The following is a 22207-nucleotide window of genomic DNA, read 5'->3' on the forward strand; positions in this document are numbered from 1 at the left end:
TTCGTGTTTCCTTTATCTCAGTTGGAGTGCTCCAGGCCATACGCCGCTGACCAGGGCGCTTGCGCTTTTCTAACATGGAGGTATCTATGGATCTTTTATCATTATCTGAATCATTGGCAGATAAAAAAATATCGCCTAAAGAAATTGTCGAAGAATCTTTAAATAAAATTAAGAATAAAAATTCTATTTACAATGCATTTATTACGATTTGTGAAGAAGAAGCTTTAGCTGCCGCAGCTCTTGCAGAAGAGGAGATCAGCAAGGGGAAAGTAAAAGGACCGTTTCATGGAATTCCCATTGCTATAAAGGACGTCATATTTACACAAGGAATTCGAACAACAATGGGATCAAAATTATATGAAAACTTTGTTCCTGATTATGATGCAACGGTCGTACAAAAATTAAAAGATGCTGGTGCTATTATTATCGGCAAAACTCATTCACATGAATTTGCGTATGGCCCAACAGGAGATAGGTCTTTTTGGGGGCCTTGCCGAAACCCTCATAACCCAGATAAAATTACTGGCGGCTCAAGTAGTGGTTCAGCAGCAGCAATAGCTGCAGACATGGTTAACGCTGCATTAGGAACAGATACGGGAGGTTCCATTAGAATTCCCTCTTCTGCCTGTGGAATTGTAGGAATGAAGCCCACCTATGGTGTAATCAGTAAGTATGGCATATACCCCACCGCAAATTCACTAGATCATGCAGGCCCTATGACGAAAACAGTAAAGGAAAATGCAGTTCTATTAAATATATTGGCTGGATTTGATGAAAAGGATCCTTACTCTATTAATCAATCAAAAGAAGACTATACCCGTCTAATAGGAAAGAGCATTTCCGGGAAAGTAATCGGTCTTCCTTCCTTCTATTTCAGAAACATTGATAAAGAAGTATCGAAAGCAATAAACGAGGTCATAAATGTATATCAAGAGCAAGGTGCAATTATAGAAGAGATAGAAATTCAAGGTATAGAAGAGATTGCTGGAGCACAAGTCATTACGATTCAAGCAGAGGCCAATGCTGTCCATGAAAAAAATTTAAGAGATCACGGTTCAGACTATGACCCTGAGGTATATGAACGTATACGAACAAGTAAGACAATTCATTCTGCTGAGTACGTTGCCGCACAGCAAAAAAGAAACACTTTAACAAGCCTGTATAATCAAGTTTTTGAGGAAGTCGATATTTTAGTTACTCCGACTCTCCCAATACTGCCAACCGATATTAATCAAAGGGAGGTATTGTTTGGAGGAAAACTTGTTCCTGTTAGACAGGCCCTTTTAGGATTGACCTCTCCAACGAATTATACTGGTAACCCAAGTCTTTCTGTACCTTGTGGTTTTTCAAATAATGGACTTCCGATTGGTTTCCAATTGATTGGAAGGCATATGGAAGAAGCACTATTATATCAATTTGGTTATGTTTATGAGAAACAAAAATAATGAGATTAAACCATTTTGTCCGGGCCATTTCAAATGGCGCCGGATTTTAGCATTTTAGGAAAAAACTTTGTCGGAACATTTCACTGTGTATTCCAATTTCTTCCTAACCATCCCACAAAACTTGTACTCTACCGTTTTCTATTAAAAGGGCTGAGTCCTATAAATAAACATTTACTTATAGGTCAGCCCTATCAAACTCTAAATTTCTCCGTTTCTATTTTTCGGTATAAATAAAATCGATAACGCAGCCATGATCCCCGCAAAAGCAAAGACATAAAAGTTCGTCGAGAGTTTAAAATTCCAGGACATAAATAATCCAACCAGAATTGGTGCTAAAATAGCTCCAATCCTGCCGAACCCAAGTGCCCATCCTAAAGCTGTACCCCGGTTTTCGGCATCAAAGTATTTGGAAATATACGCATTTAGGATTAAGGTTGTACCAATCGTCCCAAAACCGGCGAATCCAACAAGGCAATAAACAATGATCATCGATGACTTTATGCTTAATAATGCAATGGAAATACCCGCCACTAAATAGGAAATACTGATGACTTTTTTTGAACCCCACCGATCTGCTGCGACACCCGCTAAAAGAGATCCCGCTATGGCTGAAAGATTGAGCATTAACAAAAGTCCGAGACTTGAACCAAGTGGATAACCGGCTTCCCTCATCAATTTAGGCAGCCATGTGGTCAATCCATAAATCATAAATAAGCCGAGAAAGAAGGTAACCCAGAAAAATAAGGTTGCCCGAATATTCTGTCTCGAAAAAAGTGTTGCCACCCTGTTCGTTTTTCTTTGCGTTTCCTGCTTTTTATTCAATTGACTTTCCTTTATCGATTCAATGGAAATATGATAGCGATTCGCAATCCGCGTTGCCTCCGAGTACCTGCCCTTCGCTACAAGAAAATCAAGGGACTCCGGCAAAAATTTAATCATGAAAGGAACAGCAAGAATCGGTGCTGCACCAACAAAAAACATTAATCTCCAGCCATATTCACCAAGGAAAAACATGGAGACTAAGGCTGAGAAAACACCGCCAAATGCGTACCCTGTATACATCATCGCATACATCAGAGACCTGCGTTTAAGAGGGGAATATTCAATGGTTAAAGCAGATGCTGTTGGAATGATCCCACCACATCCAAGCCCTCCAATAAAACGGAATAATCCGAATAATTCAGGAGAGGGTGCCATTGCCGATAGAGCCATCATGACAGAAAATAGCGATAGACAAATGATCATAATCTTTTTTCGCCCCAAAATGTCAGTAATAGTCCCTACAGACACAGCTCCTATTAACATTCCAATGAGGGCATAGCTTCCGATAGAACCTGCCACCGCCGCAGATAAGGACCATACTGGATCGTCCATTAATGTCGGAAGGACAGCACCATAGATTGCCAAGTCATAACCTTCTGCAAACATGCCAAACCAACACAACATTACCACAAGGAAGGTAATGCCGGGAATTGCTTTATTTTCATTTGTAAGTCCATTATTAAAATCTGTAGGGCTTTTCGAATATCCATCTTTAGCATGTGAAGTTTGGCTCATTAAAACATCTCCTTTGATCATACCCTTTATTCTTATCATTCATCTTTTGCGTTATCTTGACCTAGATGTCGTAATGTTGAATCCGCTTACATAATTATCATAAACCTTTCTCTTAATATCCTCCTTTCATGATTAGTAAAGCAATGTCACAGAAGAGTAGTATTTCTCCTTCATTATAATTCCAAATTGGTAATACAACTGTTAACGGGTTAACATCTTTTCCGTATTGTTAAAGTAGAAGAAATTTTGAAAAATGAAAAGGATATTAGGAATACGCAAACGATTGTCAACGAGGAACATATCCGTTTTTCAATCGATTTAAAGGATGGCGTCACGAAAGAGGAGGAAGTAGGGGACGGTTCTTTGTTTCATTTTCCCGCGTAGCAGGGTTACCAGGGGGCGGTTCTAGTGGCTTTTTCACAATGAGAAAAGCCATGAGAACCGCCCCTGTGGATCCCTTAAATACTAAGGCACCATAAAAGTTTCAAGACTTTTCCTTATTTCCTGCTTAGCGATTTTACCTACTAAAGTTTTCGGCAAATTTGTTCGGATGAAGAACTTTTTAGGGATTTTATAATTAGCTAGACCTTGTCTGCAATGATTTACTATCTCTTCAACATTCAGTGCTGCACCATCTTCCGGAACGATAAATGCCACGCCAACCTCACCCCAGATGTCATCTGCCACTTCAATTAAACAAGAAGCATTGATACCTGGGTAGGAATTGAGATATGATTCTACTTCTAATGGATAGACATTATACCCACCGCTAATAAACATTTCTTTTTGCCGGCCAACAAAATGCAGATAATGGTTTTCATCCAGATAACCTAAATCACCCGTTTTTAACCACCCATCAACAAAAGCATCTAGATTATGTTCTTTGTCTAAATAACTGGAAATGACACTGTCTCCTCTTACATATAATTCTCCTACTTCATTCGTATCGGCTCTCGTACCATCCGGCCGCATCACTTTCATCAGGTTTTCAGGGCCAGGCTTTCCTTCCGTTTGCGCAACAAGATTCACTTCATCCTCGATTCCGCTAAAGGTAAAATATCCTGAGGTTTCCGTCATACCCCAGCTGGCGACTACGCTGGCATTCGGAAAACTATTTTTGATTCTATGAATTAATTGTGGTGACGACGGTTCTCCTCCGAGAAAAACCAATCTCAGCGAGTTTACATCATAGTCGGCGATCGTGCATTGTTGAAAAATGAGACGGAACATCGTTGGAACTCCGCCCATAAAAGTAATTTGATATTTACTGATATAACGCAGTGTTTCACTCGGATTAAAGGATGGGGATAAAACACCCGTCATACCCACATACAGCTGAACCGCAAGCATATCGTGTGTTCCTCCAACATGACTGGTAGGAAGATTGATTAATATCTTGTCATCATCCGTGAACTTCCACGTTTGTACTGTTTTTTCTGCCATTGCGAACGTATTTCGATGTGAAATAAGTGCCCCTTTTGGTACACCTGTAGATCCACTGGTAAAAATAATAATCAACGGATCATCTAAAGATGGATGCCGCTCCTTAGAAATTTCCTCAGAGGAAGAATCTAATAATGTCTCATAGGGTTTTGCCTGCCTATTAGGAAAGTTGCCCTGATAGGAATACACGTGTGGGATATCCACGAGTTTTAATAAATTTTCGACCGTATTGACAATCGATTCCTGGTTGGCCAGGCTGACTAACAATTTTGGATTGGTTCTGTTACAAAGGTTAGCCATTTCAGATGAGGTAAACCGGGGATCTAAAGGAACTAGAATTAACCCCATATTTGCCGCGGCCATGAATACGTTCATAAAGGCGGGGGATTGCGGTAAAACGGTTGCGACTTTATCTCCCTTCTTCAATCCTAATTTGATAAAGGAATTTGTCATTCTATTAATATCATCATGATATTCTTTCCAAGTTACCGAAAGATCCATAAATTGATAGGCTTTTTTAGTAGGAATCTCCTTCGCATGCTTTTCCACCATCTGTGAAAAATACTGTTTCATCATTAAACCCTCCTTATTTTTTTAAAATGAATTGGCTCATTGGCACGGCCTGAGAGCGGTAAGAACAATGAGCCAAAAATCTAGGGTTTTTCCCTCTATGAAAAAAAACTATTTACCTTTGCTCTTTAAAAATTCATTCATTCTAGCAGCAGGCTCTCCTGATAACGCTACTCTTTCAACCAATTCCGTTTCATTGATAAAGATATCGCCAAAATTTGGTGCTACGGAAGCATTGACTAGTTTTTTCGTTAACCGAATCGAGAGGGACCCTTTACGACGAAGTTTCTCGATGGTTTGATAGACCTCTTCCATCATTTTTTCTTCTGAGACCACTTTATTGATTAACCCTAATTGCAAGCACTCCTTTGCTGATACATCCTCACATAGCATAATGAGTTCCTTCGCTTTTACAGCCCCAACAGATTTTACTAGTCTTGGTGTACAACCCCATGTTAGAAATAACCCAACGTTTGTCTCTGGTAAGTTAAAGACAGAGGATTCTGTCATGAACCGAAAATCCGTGGTCATCGCAATCGCAACACCAGCTCCATATGCGGAACCCTGGATAGCTGCAAAGGTGATTTGTTCAAGAGTTTCTAATTTCCGCATCATCTCCTGGCCGACGATTTGCATCCTTCTAATATTCTCAGATTGAGCTTCAGCCGGATTAAAATTATCAGCGGCCTCAACTAGGTCAGCACCGACGGAAAAAAACCTGCCTGAGTTGGAAAAAATCACATATTTGATTTCCTTTGATTCCCGAAGCCAATCAGCGAGTTGAATTAATTCCTTGAGCATGGTGTTACTAACAGGATTGGTGCCGTTTTTATGGTTTAATGTAACCTCTAAAACATCATTGTCCTGTTTGAGATCTAACGTTTGATAATTTGCCAAAGTAACCAGCCTCCTATAAATCTTAATTTTCAGAAAACCCTACGCGTGGTAATTCTTTTCAAATACAGGGGTCTTAGCGAGAGATTTTTCTAATGTTCCAGGCGAGCACCAAATTATTTCCGGATTGACTCTCACCTCTTGGCTTAATGCCCGTTTTATTATTTCCTCTAAATAGGGTAGTCTTCCAGAATCTACACCGTACCCATATTCCACTTTTACTTTTAATGGCGGTTCCACTCTTGGAGGCGCCTGTTCTAAAACAATCCTAATTTCTCCCGTCACTTCTGGAATAAAGGTATTGATCACTTTCTTTATGGCTGCAGGATATACATTGACTCCTTTCACGATTAGCATGTCATCGGAACGTCCAATCACTTTCACCCTTAAGCCTTTGAAACCGCAGCCTGGACATTCTTTGGTTAGGACTTGAACAATATCTCCCGAGCCCATACGCAGCATTGGAACTGCCTTTTTATCCAATGAACTATATACAGCTTCACCAATAACTCCATCCACTATGTCAATCGGTTTTTTTGTCTCTGGATCTACTAAATCATAAGGATACAAGTCAAAATCAGGTGTAACACAGTGCATGCCATGATACTCATCAGAATCACAAGAAAATGCTAATGTCCCCGCAAGCGGTCCTATCCAGTCATAAACTCGACAATTGTATGCATCTTCGATTTTTTGCTTTACTTCCGGTATCCCAATCGCAATTTCACCTACAGTGAAAAGGGCAGATAATTGTAAATCTCTCACCTCTGTTCCTGAAATTTCGGGGCTTTTTTGGATTAAATGCTCCGCTAAAGACGGCGTCATCATCGCAGCAGTGGGTTTGGTCAATTTTGCATATTGTAAAATGGCAGCCGTCCCTGCCCTTACATCTACATCAATGGGTAAAACGCCTGCTTTTCTAATACCTGGGAGCACGGCAGATGTCGCATAAATTCCTAAAGCATGATTAAATAATAACCGGTCACCAGGGCTCACTCTGCCGTATTCCATCATATAAGAAACCGCAGAAGAGATATTATTTAAATCATGTTGGGCAAGAGTATACGTAAACGTAGGGATACCGGTTGTTCCGCTGGTGGTAGCTGTCATGACGACATCATCAGGGGAACAACATAAATGCATACCAAATGGGTGACCAAATCTCTCCATCGATTCTGCTTGACTTTGTCTTTCCTGTTCCTTATCCATCAAAATCGGCAACTTACGAAAATCATCAATTGACCGAATTTCTTGAGGCTGTACGCCAATCTCTTTGAATTTTTTTTGATAAAATTCAGAATTTCTGTAACTGTACTTAACTTGGTTAAGTAACTTTGTTTCACGGTATTGTATAATTTCATCGTGACTCATGGTATTTAGTTGGTTCGTCACATAACGAATTTTTCTCATTTCCGGAATCCTCCTGATCATCTTTATGCATTATGTAGGCGTTTGCAAATATTTATAATAGAATGAATGAGCGGTAGAGTTACAGTTTGGCTAACTGACATGACCACCTCCTTACATGAAAATACATTCAATTATTATGGAATCCACATGGATACTCGTTGGTTAAGAAGCTTCTTTGTATCCTCTTCTACATAAAAACCCATTAAGAACAACGTACTTTGATGAATCATGAAGCCAATAATATCCCATGCGATAGCCTTTGCACTCATCTCTAACTGGATGATGTTTGCCTCTGCTCCCTTTTGCAAAATAGATTCATATAAAGAAGCATAGTTTTGATAAGAATCTTTTAATACCTTTTCTATATCCGGTTCATCCACCTCCGAAATCGCTTGGAAGTAGATTTTTAATTCCTTCCGATATTTTTCCATACTTGAAAAGTAAGAAAAAAGGCTTTTTTCAATTGCTAATCTGAAATGTTCTTTACATGTGATCTTTTCCATATAAAAAAAATCTTGTTCTAAGAAATCCTGCAGGGTCTTACTGCTTGTTTTTTTAAGGATTTCTTGAAAAAGAATACTTTTGGAGGAAAAAAATTTATAAATCATCGGATCGGTCACACCTGCTCTAGCGGCAATATCCGATATTTTGGCCACACGATAATTAGATTCCGAAAATACTTCTATCGCAGCCCTAATAATAACTCTCTTTCTCTTTTCCGCAGGCAATCGTTTTGGCTTCAGCATTTTAAAACCACCCATTTTTTCCGGTAGGATTTGTTAAGTTAGTTATTCATAACTAACTTTCTGACAATTCAAATATTACAAAAGAGACCTACAAGTGTCAACACTATTTTTTCACCTAAGGGGAAGCAGAGGACGGTTCTATTGCTTCAATTGAAACAATAAGGGGGAGGTCCCGCTGCTAATGGTAGCGGGACTTATAAATATATTACCAATTGTAGGGCATACTTTTTTTAGATTGCTGTTCATTTTGGAGGAATGCGTGAAGCGGGTTTCCGCTTCAAACTTCGGACGAATGATCGAAATGCCAATCCATTACATCAAGTGGGGTGAAGGTATTTGGAATGCCCGCAATGTGTTTACTCAAATCCGGATGGAGTCAAATTCTGCTTAAGCTGCGGCGAAATGTTTGCTAAGAATAAAACGCAAGATGAAAACAGCTTTTTTTATGAGTTTGCCCATTATGTTGATATGGTTCCGAGAGTGGAACGATCAATTGAACCAAAGTTTCAAAACGTATTTTCGCGTGTTTTTCGGGATCATAGTGAACTGGAAGCGGAACGGCTTTTTATCGTAGGAACGGCCCTTACGACTCCGAAAATTACGGAGGTAACGGATACATGGCCAAAGCCTTGGCTGTTTGCAAGGGTATTCGTCATTTCGCTTCTTGCTTTCGCGGGATTTTACATAGGCGTCGACTATTTTCGAAATATAAACTTTATCCCGGGGCTCCTCATGATTGGGGCATCTGCGGTTCCATTGACCACGTTAATTTTCTTCTGGGAGATGAATGCTCCGCAAAATATTGCCTTTTACCGCGTTATTTTTGTCGGGTTCATCGGCGGGATTCTCTCCATGTTAGTTGCACTTGTATTTTTTGATATTTTAAAGAATAATATCAATCCGATTACGATTGGCATTACCGAGGAGCTGGCCAAAGCGATAACGGTCATTAGTTTTGTCCGATACCGGAAATATAGGTATATTCTAAATGGACTGCTTATTGGGGCAGCCGTTGGCGCAGGTTTTGCTGCATTTGAAACGGCGGGATATGCCCTACGGTCGCTTATGTCCGGGGATGCCCAAAATCTTTATATCACCATTCTATGGCGCGGGCTTTTGGCTCCTGGCGGGCATGTTGCCTGGGCGGCTCTTACTGGCGCAGCCTTTTGCCGGGTACAAGGGGACGATCCATTTAGACTGAATATGCTGGTCAAAATTAAATTTTTACGCGTCTTTCTCTTAGTCGTGCTGATGCATGCTCTATGGGATACCCCGATAACCGGAATGTTTCCCTTTGGACAGATCTTCTTGATGGTTGCCTCATGGATCGTCGTCTTTCTGCTGATTCGTGCTGGTCTAAAGGAGATAGGTGCAAAAAAGTTGATGGTTTAAAAAACATGGGGACAGTGCTGCTTGCGGACATGATCCTTATTAAAAACAATGAGAAAACGCCCCGGCGAAGTCCTGGGCGTTTTAATGTATAAGGAAATGTGTGATGAGTTTGATCCAACCAAAAAACGCAACCCATAGGGGGATACTAAGTGATGTACCCCAAAGCAATCCAACAAAAAGATTTCCTTCCTTTGCCATGAAATCCACTCCCACTGAGTTTGATAGTTGCCGTATTATCAATGTTGTGTTTTTCAATTGATTGTCAATAATCATAGATGTAATCGCTTACAATCCGAAGTAAGGGAAGGTTCCTTTGCTTCGTTTTTCCTTTTACAGGTTTGAATTTAGTGTCTCGTACGTAACGGTAATATAATAGTAGCAAATAATAGAAAAGAAAAAAGGAGAAATTTGTCGTGATTAAATAAAAGCTTATCGACATGTTTCTTAGCTTTCTCTCCGTCAGCAGCGTGCCAGTATTGAAAACCGGTCGTTACATTTATAGGTAATTGCGTTAAAATCAGGTATAGGGTTTGTTTACTTGAAATGACAGGAGGTTTCTGCATGTTAGGAGCAATCGAAGCTGGGGGTACAAAATTTGTTTGTGCTGTAGGGGATGCCAAAGGAACGATTCAGGAACGAATTCAGATCCCGACTACTGTACCTGAGGAAACAATGCCAAGGGTGGTTGAATTTTTTAAAAAATATGATGTAGAGGCGATTGGGATTGGTTCATTTGGACCGATTGATGTGAACCAGGAAAGCCCAACTTACGGTTCGATTACATCAACCCCTAAACAGGGGTGGAGGGACTATCCGTTTGTCCAGACATTGAAAGAATTGTTTGGTGTTCCTATTGGGTTTAATACGGATGTCAATGCAGCTGCATTGGGAGAGGCATCTCTTGGAGCAGCAAAAGGTTTGGATAGTTGTTTGTATATTACAGTTGGAACTGGAATTGGAGCGGGTGCTTTTGTACAAGGAAAGCTGCTTCAAGGACTTTCCCATCCGGAAATGGGGCATATCCTTGTAAGGCGTCACCCGGATGATAAATATGAGGGAAAGTGCCCTTATCATCATGATTGTTTGGAAGGACTCGCTGCGGGGCCTGCGATTGAAGCCCGCTGGGGAGAAAAAGGCATGCATCTTGTCAATCGTCCTGAGGTTTGGGATATGGAAGGATTTTATCTAGCACAAGCACTCATGCACTATATCTTGATTCTTTCGCCGAAAAGGATTATTCTGGGTGGCGGAGTGATGCACCAACCACAAGTATTTACAGCCATTTATCATTATTTGCCTAAACTTATTCACGGGTATGTTACCCTGCCGGAGCTTTCATCGTATATTGTTGGCCCTGGTTTGGGGGATGATGCTGGAGTTGTTGGGGCGTTAATGCTTGCCAACATAGCGAATACATAGTAGGAAAATTTTTTAGTGAGGTGATCGAAAGATGACTTGGAGAATTTCTAATTCTATTAAAACAAAGGTGGATCGTTTTGGGATCACCATTGATCGGGTCGTTCTTCCCAATGACAAGGAAAAGACATTTTCCTATTTAGATTTTTCTAAGGGAGTTTGCGTTCTACCCATTACGCAAAATCATGAAGTTGTTTGTTTAAAACAATATCGTCATGCGCTTAACAGTTGGCAATGGGAACTACCTGCTGGAATGATTGATTCTGAAGGTATTTCTCCAATTGAAATTGCAAAAAAAGAGCTGGAGGAAGAGACGGGCTATGTTGCAGAGCATTGGCTTGAATTGGGAAGTTTTTATCCTTCACCTGGCTCAACGACGGAGGAAATATTTTTGTTTGCGGCAGCAGGCTTGTCGCCAACTGAGCAAAAGTTAGAAGATAGTGAACAAATTGAATTACATACCATTACCATGGAAGAATTGAAGGACATGATTGCCAGCGGAGAATTCAAGCATGGTGCAGGACTTGCCGCTGTTTTACGCTATAAGTTTATGACGGATTAGATTGTGGAGGGTATACTAGTGCAACCGTTATTTTTAAAACCGGTTTTTAAAGAAAGAATTTGGGGCGGCACCGCTTTAAAGGAACAGTTTGGATACGATATTCCAACCGTAAATACAGGAGAGTGCTGGGCGATTTCTGCTCATCCAAATGGCCCTTCGATGATTGAAAATGGCTCATATGCGGGTATGACGTTGGATGGGCTATGGAAGGAGTATCCAGAATTATTTGGGAATCCTGGTGGAGAGGTATTTCCGCTGCTAACGAAGATTTTAGATGCGAATATGGATTTATCAGTTCAGGTTCATCCTGACGATGCTTATGCAAAGGTTCATGAAAACGGTGAGCTTGGGAAAACAGAATGCTGGTATATTATTGATTGTAAAGAAGATGCCGATATGATTTTCGGCCATAATGCGCGTTCGAAGGAAGAATTCGTTGCGCAAATGAATGAAGGAAAATGGGACGAGCTGCTGCGCCGCGTGAAGATTAAGCCGGGCGACTTTTTCTATGTTCCAAGCGGTACGATTCACGCTTTATGTGAAGGCACGCTCGTGTTGGAAACACAGCAAAGCTCTGACACTACTTATCGGGTGTATGATTATGACCGCAGGGATGCAGAGGGAAATCTACGGGATTTGCATTTAGAAAAGGCGATTGAGGTCACCACTGTGCCGCATCAAGATGCTGTAAGTTCGCCGCGGGTGGACGAACGGGCTGGGTTGACGATTACGACTTTCGTGGAGTCCGAGTTCTTCTCAGTTTTTAAATGGAATCTTCACGGAAAGGCATCGTTTCCTGCGCATGAAAAGTATTTGCTGTTAAGTGTGATTAAGGGAGACGGGGCACTACTTCATGATGGCGAGCGGTATGAGTTAAAGAAAGGGACACATCTCATTATTCCAGTCGGATTTGGCGAGTTTGAATTGGACGGGGAATGCGAATTGATTGTGTCGCATACGTAGTGCATTTTTTCATGCCTCTTTCGTCACTTGTGTTTCTGCTGGCGAATTCAAAAAAGGACCGCTGGATGGAATTCCAGCGGTCCTGAACATTATTTAGTTGAATCAAGAGAAGATAAATCAATATAACCAATGTTGCCAGGATTTTGCGAACCAACCATTAAGTAGGATTTCCCATTTAAATCATCGATTGCTTGAACTCCAGTGACTTCCCCTCCATTTGGAGCCGAAATAATCCGGGAGAGTTTCTTTGTATCTACGTTATAAGCCCATCCAACATTATTGACATGTCTGTCGCTGTCTTCAGCGATGAATAACGTTCTATATTTTTCAGAGAAAGCAATATTATCAGGGTTAGCGATTTTTTCAAGGTTCGATTTGTTCCCATCCTTATCAGGAGCAGGAAGGTCTTCACCTGTTAGCAATGCGGACATATCCTTTACGACATAATCACTATTAATTTTTTTGCCATCGCGATCTTTTTGTCCCTTTGCTAAATTCATTTCATAAATGGCACCAGAACTTATTTTTGATAATTGAATATCATCCACAGGATCACTAGCATTTTTCGTCATCCCTTTTTCAACATAGGACATGGTCATATAGACTTTATTGTCGGCCTTGTTAAGCGTGAGAGTTTCCATTTTATTGAACTCGGAAGTAGCTCCCATAAGAGCGCCATAACGGCGGGATTCTAAGAACGCCGCAGCTTTCTCCATCCCTGGTTTCACTTTTAGCCATTCAGTTTTGCCGCCACCATTGGAATTTGTTTTAATTTCTTTAAACCCATTTGCTTGGCCATAGGCCGCATCCGTTGTCGTTTCAAAAATATCGCTGAATTTCGTGCTTTGGGCTAATTCTTTGACTTCTGCATCTGTGGCATGTCCCAATTTAATCCATTCGATGTCAGCCGCTCCGCCATTTTGGTCGCTTGTTTGGTTCCATTTTGCTGCATACAAGGTACCGGCAGATAAATCGTTTGCTTTGTCTGCTACATACATGAAAGACATCGTGTAGCTGCCGTCATCACCAAAGTAAGCCGTCCGATTATCTGGTGCTACGGTCACATTTTCAAAGGATAGTCGTCCCATGCTATAGTGTTTAACAGCATTTGCTTTCCCATTTGGATGGATCTTTACTTCTGTAGTATGTCCATAAAGGTATGGATTTCCAACTGCATTAGGGTCTTGATAATAATTCTTTGCAAATGCTGTTACACTGGAAGTGGCTGGATTTGCTTCAAATGCACGAGCATCTGGCTCATATTCTTCACTGCCTAAATGAGTATTCCATGGAGATAAGACACCCGCACAAGGGGTCCATACGCCGCCATCTGCTGAAAAATCAATCGGTTCGATGTCGGTGATTTTCATTTCACCCGTTTTCTTATCTTGTACGACTGTATTTAAATACAATGGTTTCGGCATGTTTCCGTACCCTTTTTCCGGAATACTTTCGAAGTGATTGACCATATATAATTTTCCGCTTTTTCCGTTGACGCTAAAAAGTGAATTGGCGTCTGGCGCTGTAGAAACAAATGGCTTTCCATCTTTATCCTTGATGATCTTTCCATTCACATCATAGGCTGCACCGACAACTTTACCGTTAATGACTTCGCCGGGGCGGGCTAATGATGTATATTCCAACGGTACAGTCTTTTTCGAACCATCCTTTAATGTAACGATGGCTGATGCTTTACTATACATAGTGGAACGTTCTGCAGCTGTTGTAGGAACATCCATTCCGACAAATTCTACCGATTTTACCGGCACTGGCTTCAAAGGGGCAGCGTGGACATTTACAACCGAAGGGAATAGAATGGCTGCACTTAATAATGGAACGATTACTTTACTCTTATTCATTGAATAGTACCTCCCAATTGTTTGATCGTTTTTCATACTACCTTCATGATAGAGACAGAATATTAAGTAAGTATTCTAGTAATGTAAAAGTAGATTAAAGATTTTTAGGAAATGAGACCTAGGTACAGGTTCCTGTAGGATTGCCTTCTCAATCTTCAAGCTGGAAAGTATGGCTAAAATGAACTTTGCCGTTTTCATCCTTAATTTCTACAATCGCTTGCTTCGCTTTAGGATCGACTCGGAACACGCCGAAGTTAAAGAAATTGCCTTCTGCATATAATTGCTCAGGGCCGAAGGTTGGATCCAGTGTCCCTGGATTAATTTTTACCGCTCCAATCGGTCCGCTGATCAATTCGTTATAATCCGTTTTTCCGTCATGATTGGCATCATATTTGATCACCTCGGCAAAATGAACATCGGTCGTGACGAAGAAAACATTTTTGATCCCTTTTTCGATGATAAAATCAGAGATTTCCTTGAACTCGTTCTCAAATCCTGTTGGATCATTTGGGTTTACATTATCGCCATTTGCCCATCCATCCCTAGCCATGGCTTTTCCCGTTGGAACGGAGATCGGCACAGAAGACGCTACAAGCTTCACTTTTGCATCCGACTCTAGAAGCTGCTGCTTTAGCCATTCTACTTGTTCATTTCCAAGCATGGTTTTATCCGGCCCATCTGCTTGGGTGTTTGGAGAGCGGTAGCCCCGGTTATTTAGGATTATCATATCCATCGTATTGCCCCAAGCATACTTTTGATACAGCTTGTCTGCTTCACTGCGTTCACTTGAGATCGGCCAGTAGTTTTTAAACGCATGTAATCCAGTTGGAGTCAGCGGCTGGGAAGGGCCTGAGAAGTCATTGGTTACTTCATGGTCATCCCAAATGGCGAATGTTCCTGTTTTTTGCAGGAGGCTCCGGAAACCTGCATCAGTCCGGGTTTCTTTATACTTCGCCCAGAAATCCTCTACCATTTGCGAAGGAGGATTCGGCACAGCCGGGGTTGGGCTATCAGCATAAATGGTGTCCCCGCTGAATAGGAAGAAGTCTGGATTTAATGCGGACATCGCTTCGAACGATTTATATGGCGGAATCTCTCCATGGCCCCCCGTATCGCCGCCCCAGACCATTGTCAATGGCTTTAAGCTGTTTTCTTCTGGTGCCGTTTTAAATGAACCATTTACGGTATACTTGCTTGAAACCGCATGGGCTCGGTAGTAATAGGTCGTATCAGGCTTTAATCCGTTAGCTTCCACCTTTACGGTAAAATCGTTTTTCGCATCTGCAGGTGCTGTTTTGACCCTGGTATCGTGTTTAAAACTACTGTCTGATGAAATTTCAAATTGCACGTTTGCTTTTTCGGTGGTTCTGGTCCATAAGATGGCGGAGGAATCGGTCACATCACCGCTTGCAACCCCATGTGAAATAAACGGCTTGTCCAGGAGATTCTCAAACTGATCAGGGTAGTTGGTGAATTGCCCATCAACGCCAAGGGAGGTTAGTGCTGCCATATCGTCCAGAGAATTGACGGTCCAAGGGTGAACGAGAAGCTTGTTCTGATGTGCGGCTTCCATCAACTTTGGAACCACTAGTTCTTTGCTCGGGCCAACTCCTGCTGCATAATCAGAAACTCGCTTCATTTCCTGAGATACATCTTTACCTTTCAGCATAGCTGCTGTATAAAGCTGAATTAGTTTTACATTAGGGGCAAGATTATGTACCTTACGAAGACTCTCCTCGCTGAATGATTCAAGGAATAGTTTTTCATCCTCTAAGGCATGGGTCTTTTTCAAGATTTCAATTACTTTCTCTTCCATTCCCGGGTAAACACTTGGAGCTTTTGTTTCCATGTAAAGGCCGGATTTGCCATTTCCATGCTTCTGGACGAATTCAATGGCTTCCTCTAGTGTGGGCACCTTCTGCCCGATGTACGCTTGTTTCGCCTGATCTGGATAAGCTTTATTAAACCATGATCCTGCGTCGAGGCGTTTGATTTCTTCAATCGTAAAATCCTTTACCCGCCATGGTGCTCGGTCTGGATAAAGTTCCTTGGCATTGGTGGTTCGCGCCAACGTTTCATCATGCATGGCGATCAATTGACCATCCTTCGTCATTTGTAAATCGAATTCGACATAATCTGCCTTCATGGTCATAGCTTGTTTATAGGCGGCAAGTGTATGCTCCGGGCCGTATGCAGAGGCACCTCGATGAGCAATCACCGCTACATCGGAGGTAAGCGGCCGCAATGTCGATTGTCCATTATCGGTTGCTGCCATTTCAATCGGTTTCGCTAAAACGGCATATGGTGCAGCTGTTGTGACGGATAATGACAGGCAAGCAAGACCAACAATGAAACCCTTTTTCATTTTTCAATCATCCCCTATACGTTTTATGTAGTTCTATTTAAAAGTATAGGAGTAATGTTGAGCAGAGGTTAATAGAGTGTGAATAATCTGTAAATTGGACAAAAACAGGTCTTTCTTCATATAGTGGGCTGTCACCAATCGAATTAGGGTATTACGAAGCTTTCTAAATTATTACTAAATTTGTCACATGGGTATTTAGTTATTTTGTGTAAAATTAAACTTGAACACAATAAATAAAGATCATAACCAATTTCAATTTAGGGTCCTTTAGTAAAAAGAATGCTAGATGTTTTCAACTATTTTGGATAACCAAAGGGTAAAATATTTATTTGAAAAAGACTAATAAAAAGGATACTTATTGCAAATAATTACCTATAGGAATGAAAAATAATCTAAAAGGTATATAAAGGTATTCATATGTTATTAGAGGTGGGCTAGCATGGCATTTAGTGAAGGTATTGAACAATCTAAAGAAGGCACACAACTTTTTATCGAAGCAAACAAGATCATGTCTGAAGCAGTTGTTAATCACTTTCTTTTTACATGGCAATGGTGGTTCGGGATTGGATTATTTATTGTTCCGTGGATTATTTGGCTTCTCCTTAGAAAAAAAGAAATCACAGGAAGGTTACTTCTTGGAGGGTTGATAACCATTATTTTATCATTAATTATTGACCTTATAGCCGTTTCATCAGGATTATGGAGCTATCCGGTAAAATTTATCCCTGTTGGCCCCATTTTCTTGCTTCCATATCATCTATCGCTAGTCCCGGTTGCCGTTATGTTTGCAATCCAAATTAAGCCTAAGGCGAATTCACTTGTAAAGGGAGCTATATTTGCGGCAATTTCCGCTTTCGGAGGGATGAAGTTTTTTGTCTTCATTCATTTTTATGACCCAAAAAATTGGTTATCCATTTATGACTTTTGTATATATATATTTTTATTCTACGTAGCTTTTTGGTTTACGAAGATCAAAGGATTTCAAGCGATATCTGATTTTTAGAAGAGATAATACAGGGGACGGTTTGCGGAACCGTCCCCTGCTTCATTTTTTCCTAGGTAAAATACATACGGAACCCAATTACCATTAATAGGACGGAAAGCATTTGAATAATTATTTTTCCGGGAATTCGCTGGGCTACTAAAACACCAATCTGGGATCCTATGATGACACCCGCGCCTCCCCATATGACTGTCATCCAATCGATGTTACTATAAAACATCTGTGAAATGACTCCAACTGTTGAATATAGCGTGAGTGAAAAAATGGAAGTGGCTGTTGCATAATGTGTGGAAACCTTAAATATATAGATTAAAATTGGGACAAGGAGCCAGCCTCCGCCAATCCCGAGATAACTTGATAATACGCCCATGAGGAAACCGAGCGGTAGCAGCCATGTTCCCTTTAGCCGTGGATTTTCAGTGGTGGATGGCCCAGTTCCATCTTCCGACAAGGTACTGCCTTCTCTGCTAACTTTTCGAATGGCAAAAGGTGAGTTTTTTGCAAATAAAAAAACGCCGAGTGCAACAAGTAAACTTGCAAAAACTACATAGAAGTAACTGGATGAATAAAGTTGAAGCAGATAAACGCCAAGTAAGGAACCTGGGAAAGCACCTGTCCCAAGAAGGATTCCTGTTCGATAATTAATCCTTTTTTGCTTAGCATATCCAAATACTCCTGATAAGGAGTTAATTAAAATGATGACAATGCCGGATCCAGCAGCAATGGCAGGTTCCATATGAAATAACAGGAGAAGTGCTGGTACAAAAATAAATCCTCCACCGGCTCCAACAATTGTTCCGTAACCGCCCGCAATAACACCAACCGCTAAAAGCAGTAAACCTGTTGTTATTTCCATGAGTGTCCCCCCTAACCTCGATATATTAAAACTAACAGAGGATGAAGGCGGTGTATAGTTGAATTATTTTATAGGCTATAAGCAATTGTAATACCAACAATTTCGGGTGGGTTTATTAATTGTAAAAAGAAAAGCCGTTCTTTTAAAATAAATGATAAAATTTTGTTTAGTTACGCTAAGATGGATCTATAGCCATTTATAAAGAATGGGGGTGGATAAGTAGAAATGAATATTGAGAGTTTAAAAATGTTTTGCTCCGTGGTGGATGAAGGAAGTATTAGTAAGGCGGCCCGCTTACGATTTGTCTCACAGCCAGCCGTTACGAGACAAATTCATCAGTTAGAAGAAGTGTATGGGATGTTATTATTTGAGCGGGTAGATGGAAAGTTAATCCTTTCTGAAGCGGGAAAGACCCTCTATCCCTTTGCAAAAGAAATAATCGAATACATGAAAAGATCCATTGAGGCCATTGATGAGTTAAGGGGTACCCAGGATACGATCCTTCGTGTGGGGGCAAGCCTAACAATAGGTGAGTATTTATTACCGGGTTTACTTGGAGGTTTTAGTAAGCGTTATCCGGACATAAAATTTAGTTTAACGATCGGTAATACCCCTACCATTTTATCTAAGTTAGATAATAATGATATTGATGTTGCGTTGGTTGAAGGTGCTGTAAAAAAGGAGAACTTTATCGTAGAAAAGTTTGCTGAAGATGAGTTGATTTTAGTCGCCCCTTTTCATCATCAATGGAAAGACCGAGAAAAGATTCAAATTACGGAGCTCCCTGAAGAGAAAATGATTTGGAGAGAGTCAGATTCAGGTACACGTCTAATAGTAGAAGAGGCGCTCAAAGAAAAGGGGATCCTTGATCAGATTGAGAGCGCAATGGAGCTTGGAAGTATGCAATCGATTAAAAGTGCTGTGGAAGCAGATCTCGGCGTAAGCCTTCTTCCAAAACTTACGGTAGTAAAGGAATTAAAATATGGTACTTTGTGTGAGATAAAAATAGCAGATTTCCATTTAACTAGGGATTTGTGGATGGTGCAAAAAGTTCATCGCTTTCAAAAAACGGGCTTAAGGCATTTTATTGATTTTATCCGCCGCAATGAAGAGTGAAACGGGAACGGTTTAGCTAGCCATTCCCTCGTGTGCATAACGATATAATTGTTTACAATTCTATTATAGAAACTGACAACCTATGGTTATGATAGAAATCCCAATCGGGTAATGGGATGGTATTTATTCATTTACAATATAATTCTTTGGAGAGACTCCGAAATAATTTTTAAATGCTTTTGAAAAGGAATAAAGGTCAGAGTATCCTAATGTGAAGGCGATTTCTGTAATATTAAATCGCTTTTCTTCCATCATTTTTGCAGCTTGCTTCATTTTACAAGCAATAATAAACTTCTTCGGGCTAAGCCCAAGTTCGCGGGAAAATTGACTCGTTAAATAGGATCGGTGTAATCCCACATATTTCGCCACATCTTCCACGGTAATTCCTTCTCCATAATGCGTTTCCATAAATTCTATGCTTTTCCTAAGCCAGCTTCCGTCATTTGGATCTGGCTGGTTGTTTACTTTTGAATTTTCGATGAGCTTCGAGAACAGTTCATACATTTTGCTTAAACGGGTTAGATCCGTTATCTCACTCGTAATCGATACAAAATCCACAAGCAATTTCCTCACTTCTTCATCAATGACCTTTGTAGCTACCGGAGAGAAAGGTGTCACTCCCATGTTTTGAAGAATGGACTTTGACTGTTTTCCATCAAATGCAATCCACACCATTTGTAATGGATTGTCCTCCAAGGTTTTATAGGTATGAGTTTGATTGGGGAATATGCAAAAGAAATCACCCGGTGTGATGGGAATGTTAGTCTGCTCAAACGTAAATACGCCTTCTCCTTCTAAAACGAAATGGATACTAAAGTAGGGTATCATCCGCGGTCCTATTTTATAGTGAGGCTTGGCTAGATTTTTTCCTGCACGGATGGGCCACAGTCCACCTGCTTTTTCAATAGGAGTGGGGGTATGGAACCAATGATACGCATATTCGTGTGTAAACTCCTGCATTTCCCAATCTCCTTTCTTTATGTAACAAAATGACAAGTAAACTTGTAACATTATAACATCAAATAACTCTAGAATTGCGGATATATTCATATTAATTAAAAAAATTTAGAAGAGGGAGTTTTGGTAGGGTGAACAAAAAGCCAAATATCGTTTTTATTACAACAGATCAGCAGCATTGGAATACCATCAGCGCTTTGGGAAACTCCCACATTAGTACGCCTAATTTAGATCGATTGGTTGAAAGCGGAGTGTCGTTTGAACGGGCATATGTAGCTAGTCCGGTATGTTCGCCAAGCCGATCCACGATTATTACGGGTGAATATCCATCGCGGCATGGCTGCTGGAATATTGGTGTGGAGTTGAGTGAGGATCGTCCTACGATTGGTCAATATATGAAGGATGAGGGCTATGCAACAGGATTATTTGGAAAGGCTCATTTTAAACCAGTCCTAAAAGAAGGTAGTTTTGAAGCTCCGCCGCATATTCATAATCGGGAGTTTTGGAAAAACTTCATGGGGCCTTATTATGGGTTCGAACACGTCGAGATGGTCCATGGACATTCTGATGAGGATTCCTCCCACGGCATGCATTATGGAGCGTGGCTGGAAGAGCAGAGAATCAATCCGAAAGATTATTTTGGACCTGGCGGCGGACACAGGGAAGGCTCGTGGGATTTGCCGGAAGAATATCATTATACTAGGTGGACGGCAGATCGGACGATGGAGTTTATCGACAAGAACGCTAACCAGGAACCATTTTTCGCATGGTGCAGCTTCCAGGATCCTCATAATGCTTTCTTATGTCCGGAGCCTTGGAATAGTTTGTATGACCCTAATAATATGCCGCCCTTTAACATGCGTGAAGGGGAAATGAAGGATAAGCCCCTGATCCATCAATACTTGATTGAAGATCGACTGAAAGAATTGAATGTAAATGTCACATCAGATCCCGGGCATGATACGGGGGGAATTCAATGCTTAGGCAAAACGACCTATAACATTGGGGAAGAACGTGCAAAGAAGTGGCTTGCTTCTTATTACGGGATGATTAGTTTGATCGACCATCATGTTGGACGAATTTTGGATAAGGTAGAACAACTGGGGATTAAAGAAAATACGCTCATTGTGTTTACATCTGATCACGGTGATTATGCCGGAAACCACGGACTTTGGCTAAAGGGGCCGATCCATTATGAGGATATTGTGAGAGTGCCTTTTATTGCGCAATGGACAGGTACAATACCTGCAGGAAAGCGAACCCAATCATTATTAAGTTTAGTAGACATAGCTCCAACTATCCTAGATATTTGCGGAGTGAAAAAGCAAGAGCATATGCAGGGAATTAGTCAATTTGAAACCTTTACATCTCCTGAGCGTTCATTACGTGACTGGTGTTTGGTTGAAAATCGGGCAGAACCGACCTTTTACGTGAAAACCCTTGTCATGGATCAGTATAAGCTGAATTATTATCTTGGCAGGGATGAAGGGGAATTATATGACCTTGAGAATGACCCAAATGAATTTACCAACTTATTTAACCAGAAAGAGTATGAAGCTATTAAACTCAAGATGTTTATAAAACTAACCGAAGTATATGGAGAATTGGAAAACCTTTATCCTCCTAGACAAAGCTTCGCTTGATAATCAAAAA

Annotated in this window: 18 protein-coding genes; 9 read left to right on the forward strand and 9 right to left on the reverse strand. The window is 40.8% G+C overall.

Going from position 1 to position 22207, the window contains the following annotated elements:
* The first annotated feature begins 86 nt into the window (after positions 1-86).
* Positions 87-1445, forward strand: coding sequence for an amidase (locus tag BABA_RS23245; protein WP_007087711.1), 1359 nt, complete (start codon positions 87-89; stop codon positions 1443-1445).
* A gap of 198 nt (positions 1446-1643) precedes the next feature.
* Here BABA_RS23245 and BABA_RS23250 read toward each other — a convergent pair whose 3' ends face one another.
* Positions 1644-3002 (reverse strand): MFS transporter, encoded by a 1359-nt coding sequence (locus BABA_RS23250; protein WP_007087712.1) that lies wholly within the window; start codon positions 3000-3002, stop codon positions 1644-1646.
* Positions 3003-3248: 246 nt separating this feature from the next.
* Here BABA_RS23250 and BABA_RS27435 point away from each other — a divergent pair, with 246 nt between their 5' ends.
* Positions 3249-3386 carry a hypothetical protein gene (locus BABA_RS27435; protein ID WP_157273250.1) on the forward strand — a complete coding sequence of 46 codons (138 nt, stop codon included), beginning with the start codon at positions 3249-3251 and terminating at the stop codon, positions 3384-3386.
* Between the two features lie 81 nt (positions 3387-3467).
* Here BABA_RS27435 and BABA_RS23255 read toward each other — a convergent pair whose 3' ends face one another.
* The 4 genes from BABA_RS23255 to BABA_RS23270 all read right to left on the reverse strand — a co-directional run bounded on the left by BABA_RS23255 (position 3468) and on the right by BABA_RS23270 (position 8065).
* Positions 3468-5018, reverse strand: coding sequence for a class I adenylate-forming enzyme family protein (locus tag BABA_RS23255; RefSeq protein ID WP_007087713.1), 1551 nt, complete (start codon positions 5016-5018; stop codon positions 3468-3470).
* A gap of 108 nt (positions 5019-5126) precedes the next feature.
* Positions 5127-5912, reverse strand: a complete 786-nt coding sequence (locus BABA_RS23260) for an enoyl-CoA hydratase/isomerase family protein (RefSeq protein WP_007087714.1) — start codon at positions 5910-5912, stop codon at positions 5127-5129.
* Positions 5913-5951: 39 nt separating this feature from the next.
* The gene (locus BABA_RS23265; RefSeq protein WP_007087715.1) at positions 5952-7319 is read right to left on the reverse strand and encodes a phenylacetate--CoA ligase family protein; all 1368 of its coding nucleotides are present in this window, start codon (positions 7317-7319) and stop codon (positions 5952-5954) included.
* Positions 7320-7453: 134 nt separating this feature from the next.
* Entirely contained in the window at positions 7454-8065 is a 612-nt protein-coding gene (locus tag BABA_RS23270; RefSeq protein WP_007087716.1) for a TetR/AcrR family transcriptional regulator, read from the reverse strand.
* Positions 8066-8401: 336 nt separating this feature from the next.
* Here BABA_RS23270 and BABA_RS23275 point away from each other — a divergent pair, with 336 nt between their 5' ends.
* From BABA_RS23275 to manA, 4 genes are all read left to right on the forward strand, one after another.
* Entirely contained in the window at positions 8402-9457 is a 1056-nt protein-coding gene (locus BABA_RS23275) for a PrsW family glutamic-type intramembrane protease (protein ID WP_040347363.1), read from the forward strand.
* Between the two features lie 561 nt (positions 9458-10018).
* On the forward strand, positions 10019-10876 hold the full coding sequence (locus BABA_RS23280; protein ID WP_007087720.1) for an ROK family protein: 858 nt from the start codon (positions 10019-10021) through the stop codon (positions 10874-10876).
* Positions 10877-10907: 31 nt separating this feature from the next.
* Positions 10908-11435 (forward strand): NUDIX domain-containing protein, encoded by a 528-nt coding sequence (locus tag BABA_RS23285; protein ID WP_007087721.1) that lies wholly within the window; start codon positions 10908-10910, stop codon positions 11433-11435.
* Between the two features lie 18 nt (positions 11436-11453).
* Entirely contained in the window at positions 11454-12398 is a 945-nt protein-coding gene (gene manA / locus BABA_RS23290; protein WP_007087722.1) for a mannose-6-phosphate isomerase, class I, read from the forward strand.
* Between the two features lie 89 nt (positions 12399-12487).
* Here manA and BABA_RS23295 read toward each other — a convergent pair whose 3' ends face one another.
* Positions 12488-14257, reverse strand: a complete 1770-nt coding sequence (locus BABA_RS23295) for a PhoX family protein (RefSeq protein WP_007087723.1) — start codon at positions 14255-14257, stop codon at positions 12488-12490.
* Positions 14258-14405: 148 nt separating this feature from the next.
* Positions 14406-16622 carry a glycerophosphodiester phosphodiesterase family protein gene (locus BABA_RS23300; protein WP_007087724.1) on the reverse strand — a complete coding sequence of 739 codons (2217 nt, stop codon included), beginning with the start codon at positions 16620-16622 and terminating at the stop codon, positions 14406-14408.
* 439 nt (positions 16623-17061) lie between these two features.
* On the opposite strand from BABA_RS23300, the gene BABA_RS23305 reads away from it, so the two are divergent.
* Positions 17062-17625: a CBO0543 family protein gene (locus BABA_RS23305; protein WP_007087725.1), complete on the forward strand. Its 564-nt coding sequence runs from the start codon at positions 17062-17064 to the stop codon at positions 17623-17625.
* 52 nt (positions 17626-17677) lie between these two features.
* On the opposite strand, the gene BABA_RS23310 is transcribed toward BABA_RS23305, so the two are convergent.
* Positions 17678-18481: a sulfite exporter TauE/SafE family protein gene (locus BABA_RS23310; protein ID WP_007087726.1), complete on the reverse strand. Its 804-nt coding sequence runs from the start codon at positions 18479-18481 to the stop codon at positions 17678-17680.
* A 225-nt stretch (positions 18482-18706) separates the two neighbouring features.
* On the opposite strand from BABA_RS23310, the gene BABA_RS23315 reads away from it, so the two are divergent.
* A complete protein-coding gene (locus BABA_RS23315) occupies positions 18707-19597 on the forward strand; it encodes a LysR family transcriptional regulator (RefSeq protein WP_007087727.1) in 891 nt (296 codons plus the stop codon).
* 123 nt (positions 19598-19720) lie between these two features.
* On the opposite strand, the gene BABA_RS23320 is transcribed toward BABA_RS23315, so the two are convergent.
* Positions 19721-20557, reverse strand: coding sequence for an AraC family transcriptional regulator (locus BABA_RS23320; protein ID WP_007087728.1), 837 nt, complete (start codon positions 20555-20557; stop codon positions 19721-19723).
* A gap of 128 nt (positions 20558-20685) precedes the next feature.
* On the opposite strand from BABA_RS23320, the gene BABA_RS23325 reads away from it, so the two are divergent.
* Complete coding sequence (locus BABA_RS23325) at positions 20686-22197, forward strand: sulfatase family protein (protein WP_007087729.1); 1512 nt, start codon at positions 20686-20688, stop codon at positions 22195-22197.
* The last annotated feature ends 10 nt before the right edge of the window (positions 22198-22207 follow it).

It is taken from the genome of Neobacillus bataviensis LMG 21833 (assembly GCF_000307875.1).
Classification (GTDB): domain Bacteria; phylum Bacillota; class Bacilli; order Bacillales; family Cytobacillaceae; genus Neobacillus; species Neobacillus bataviensis.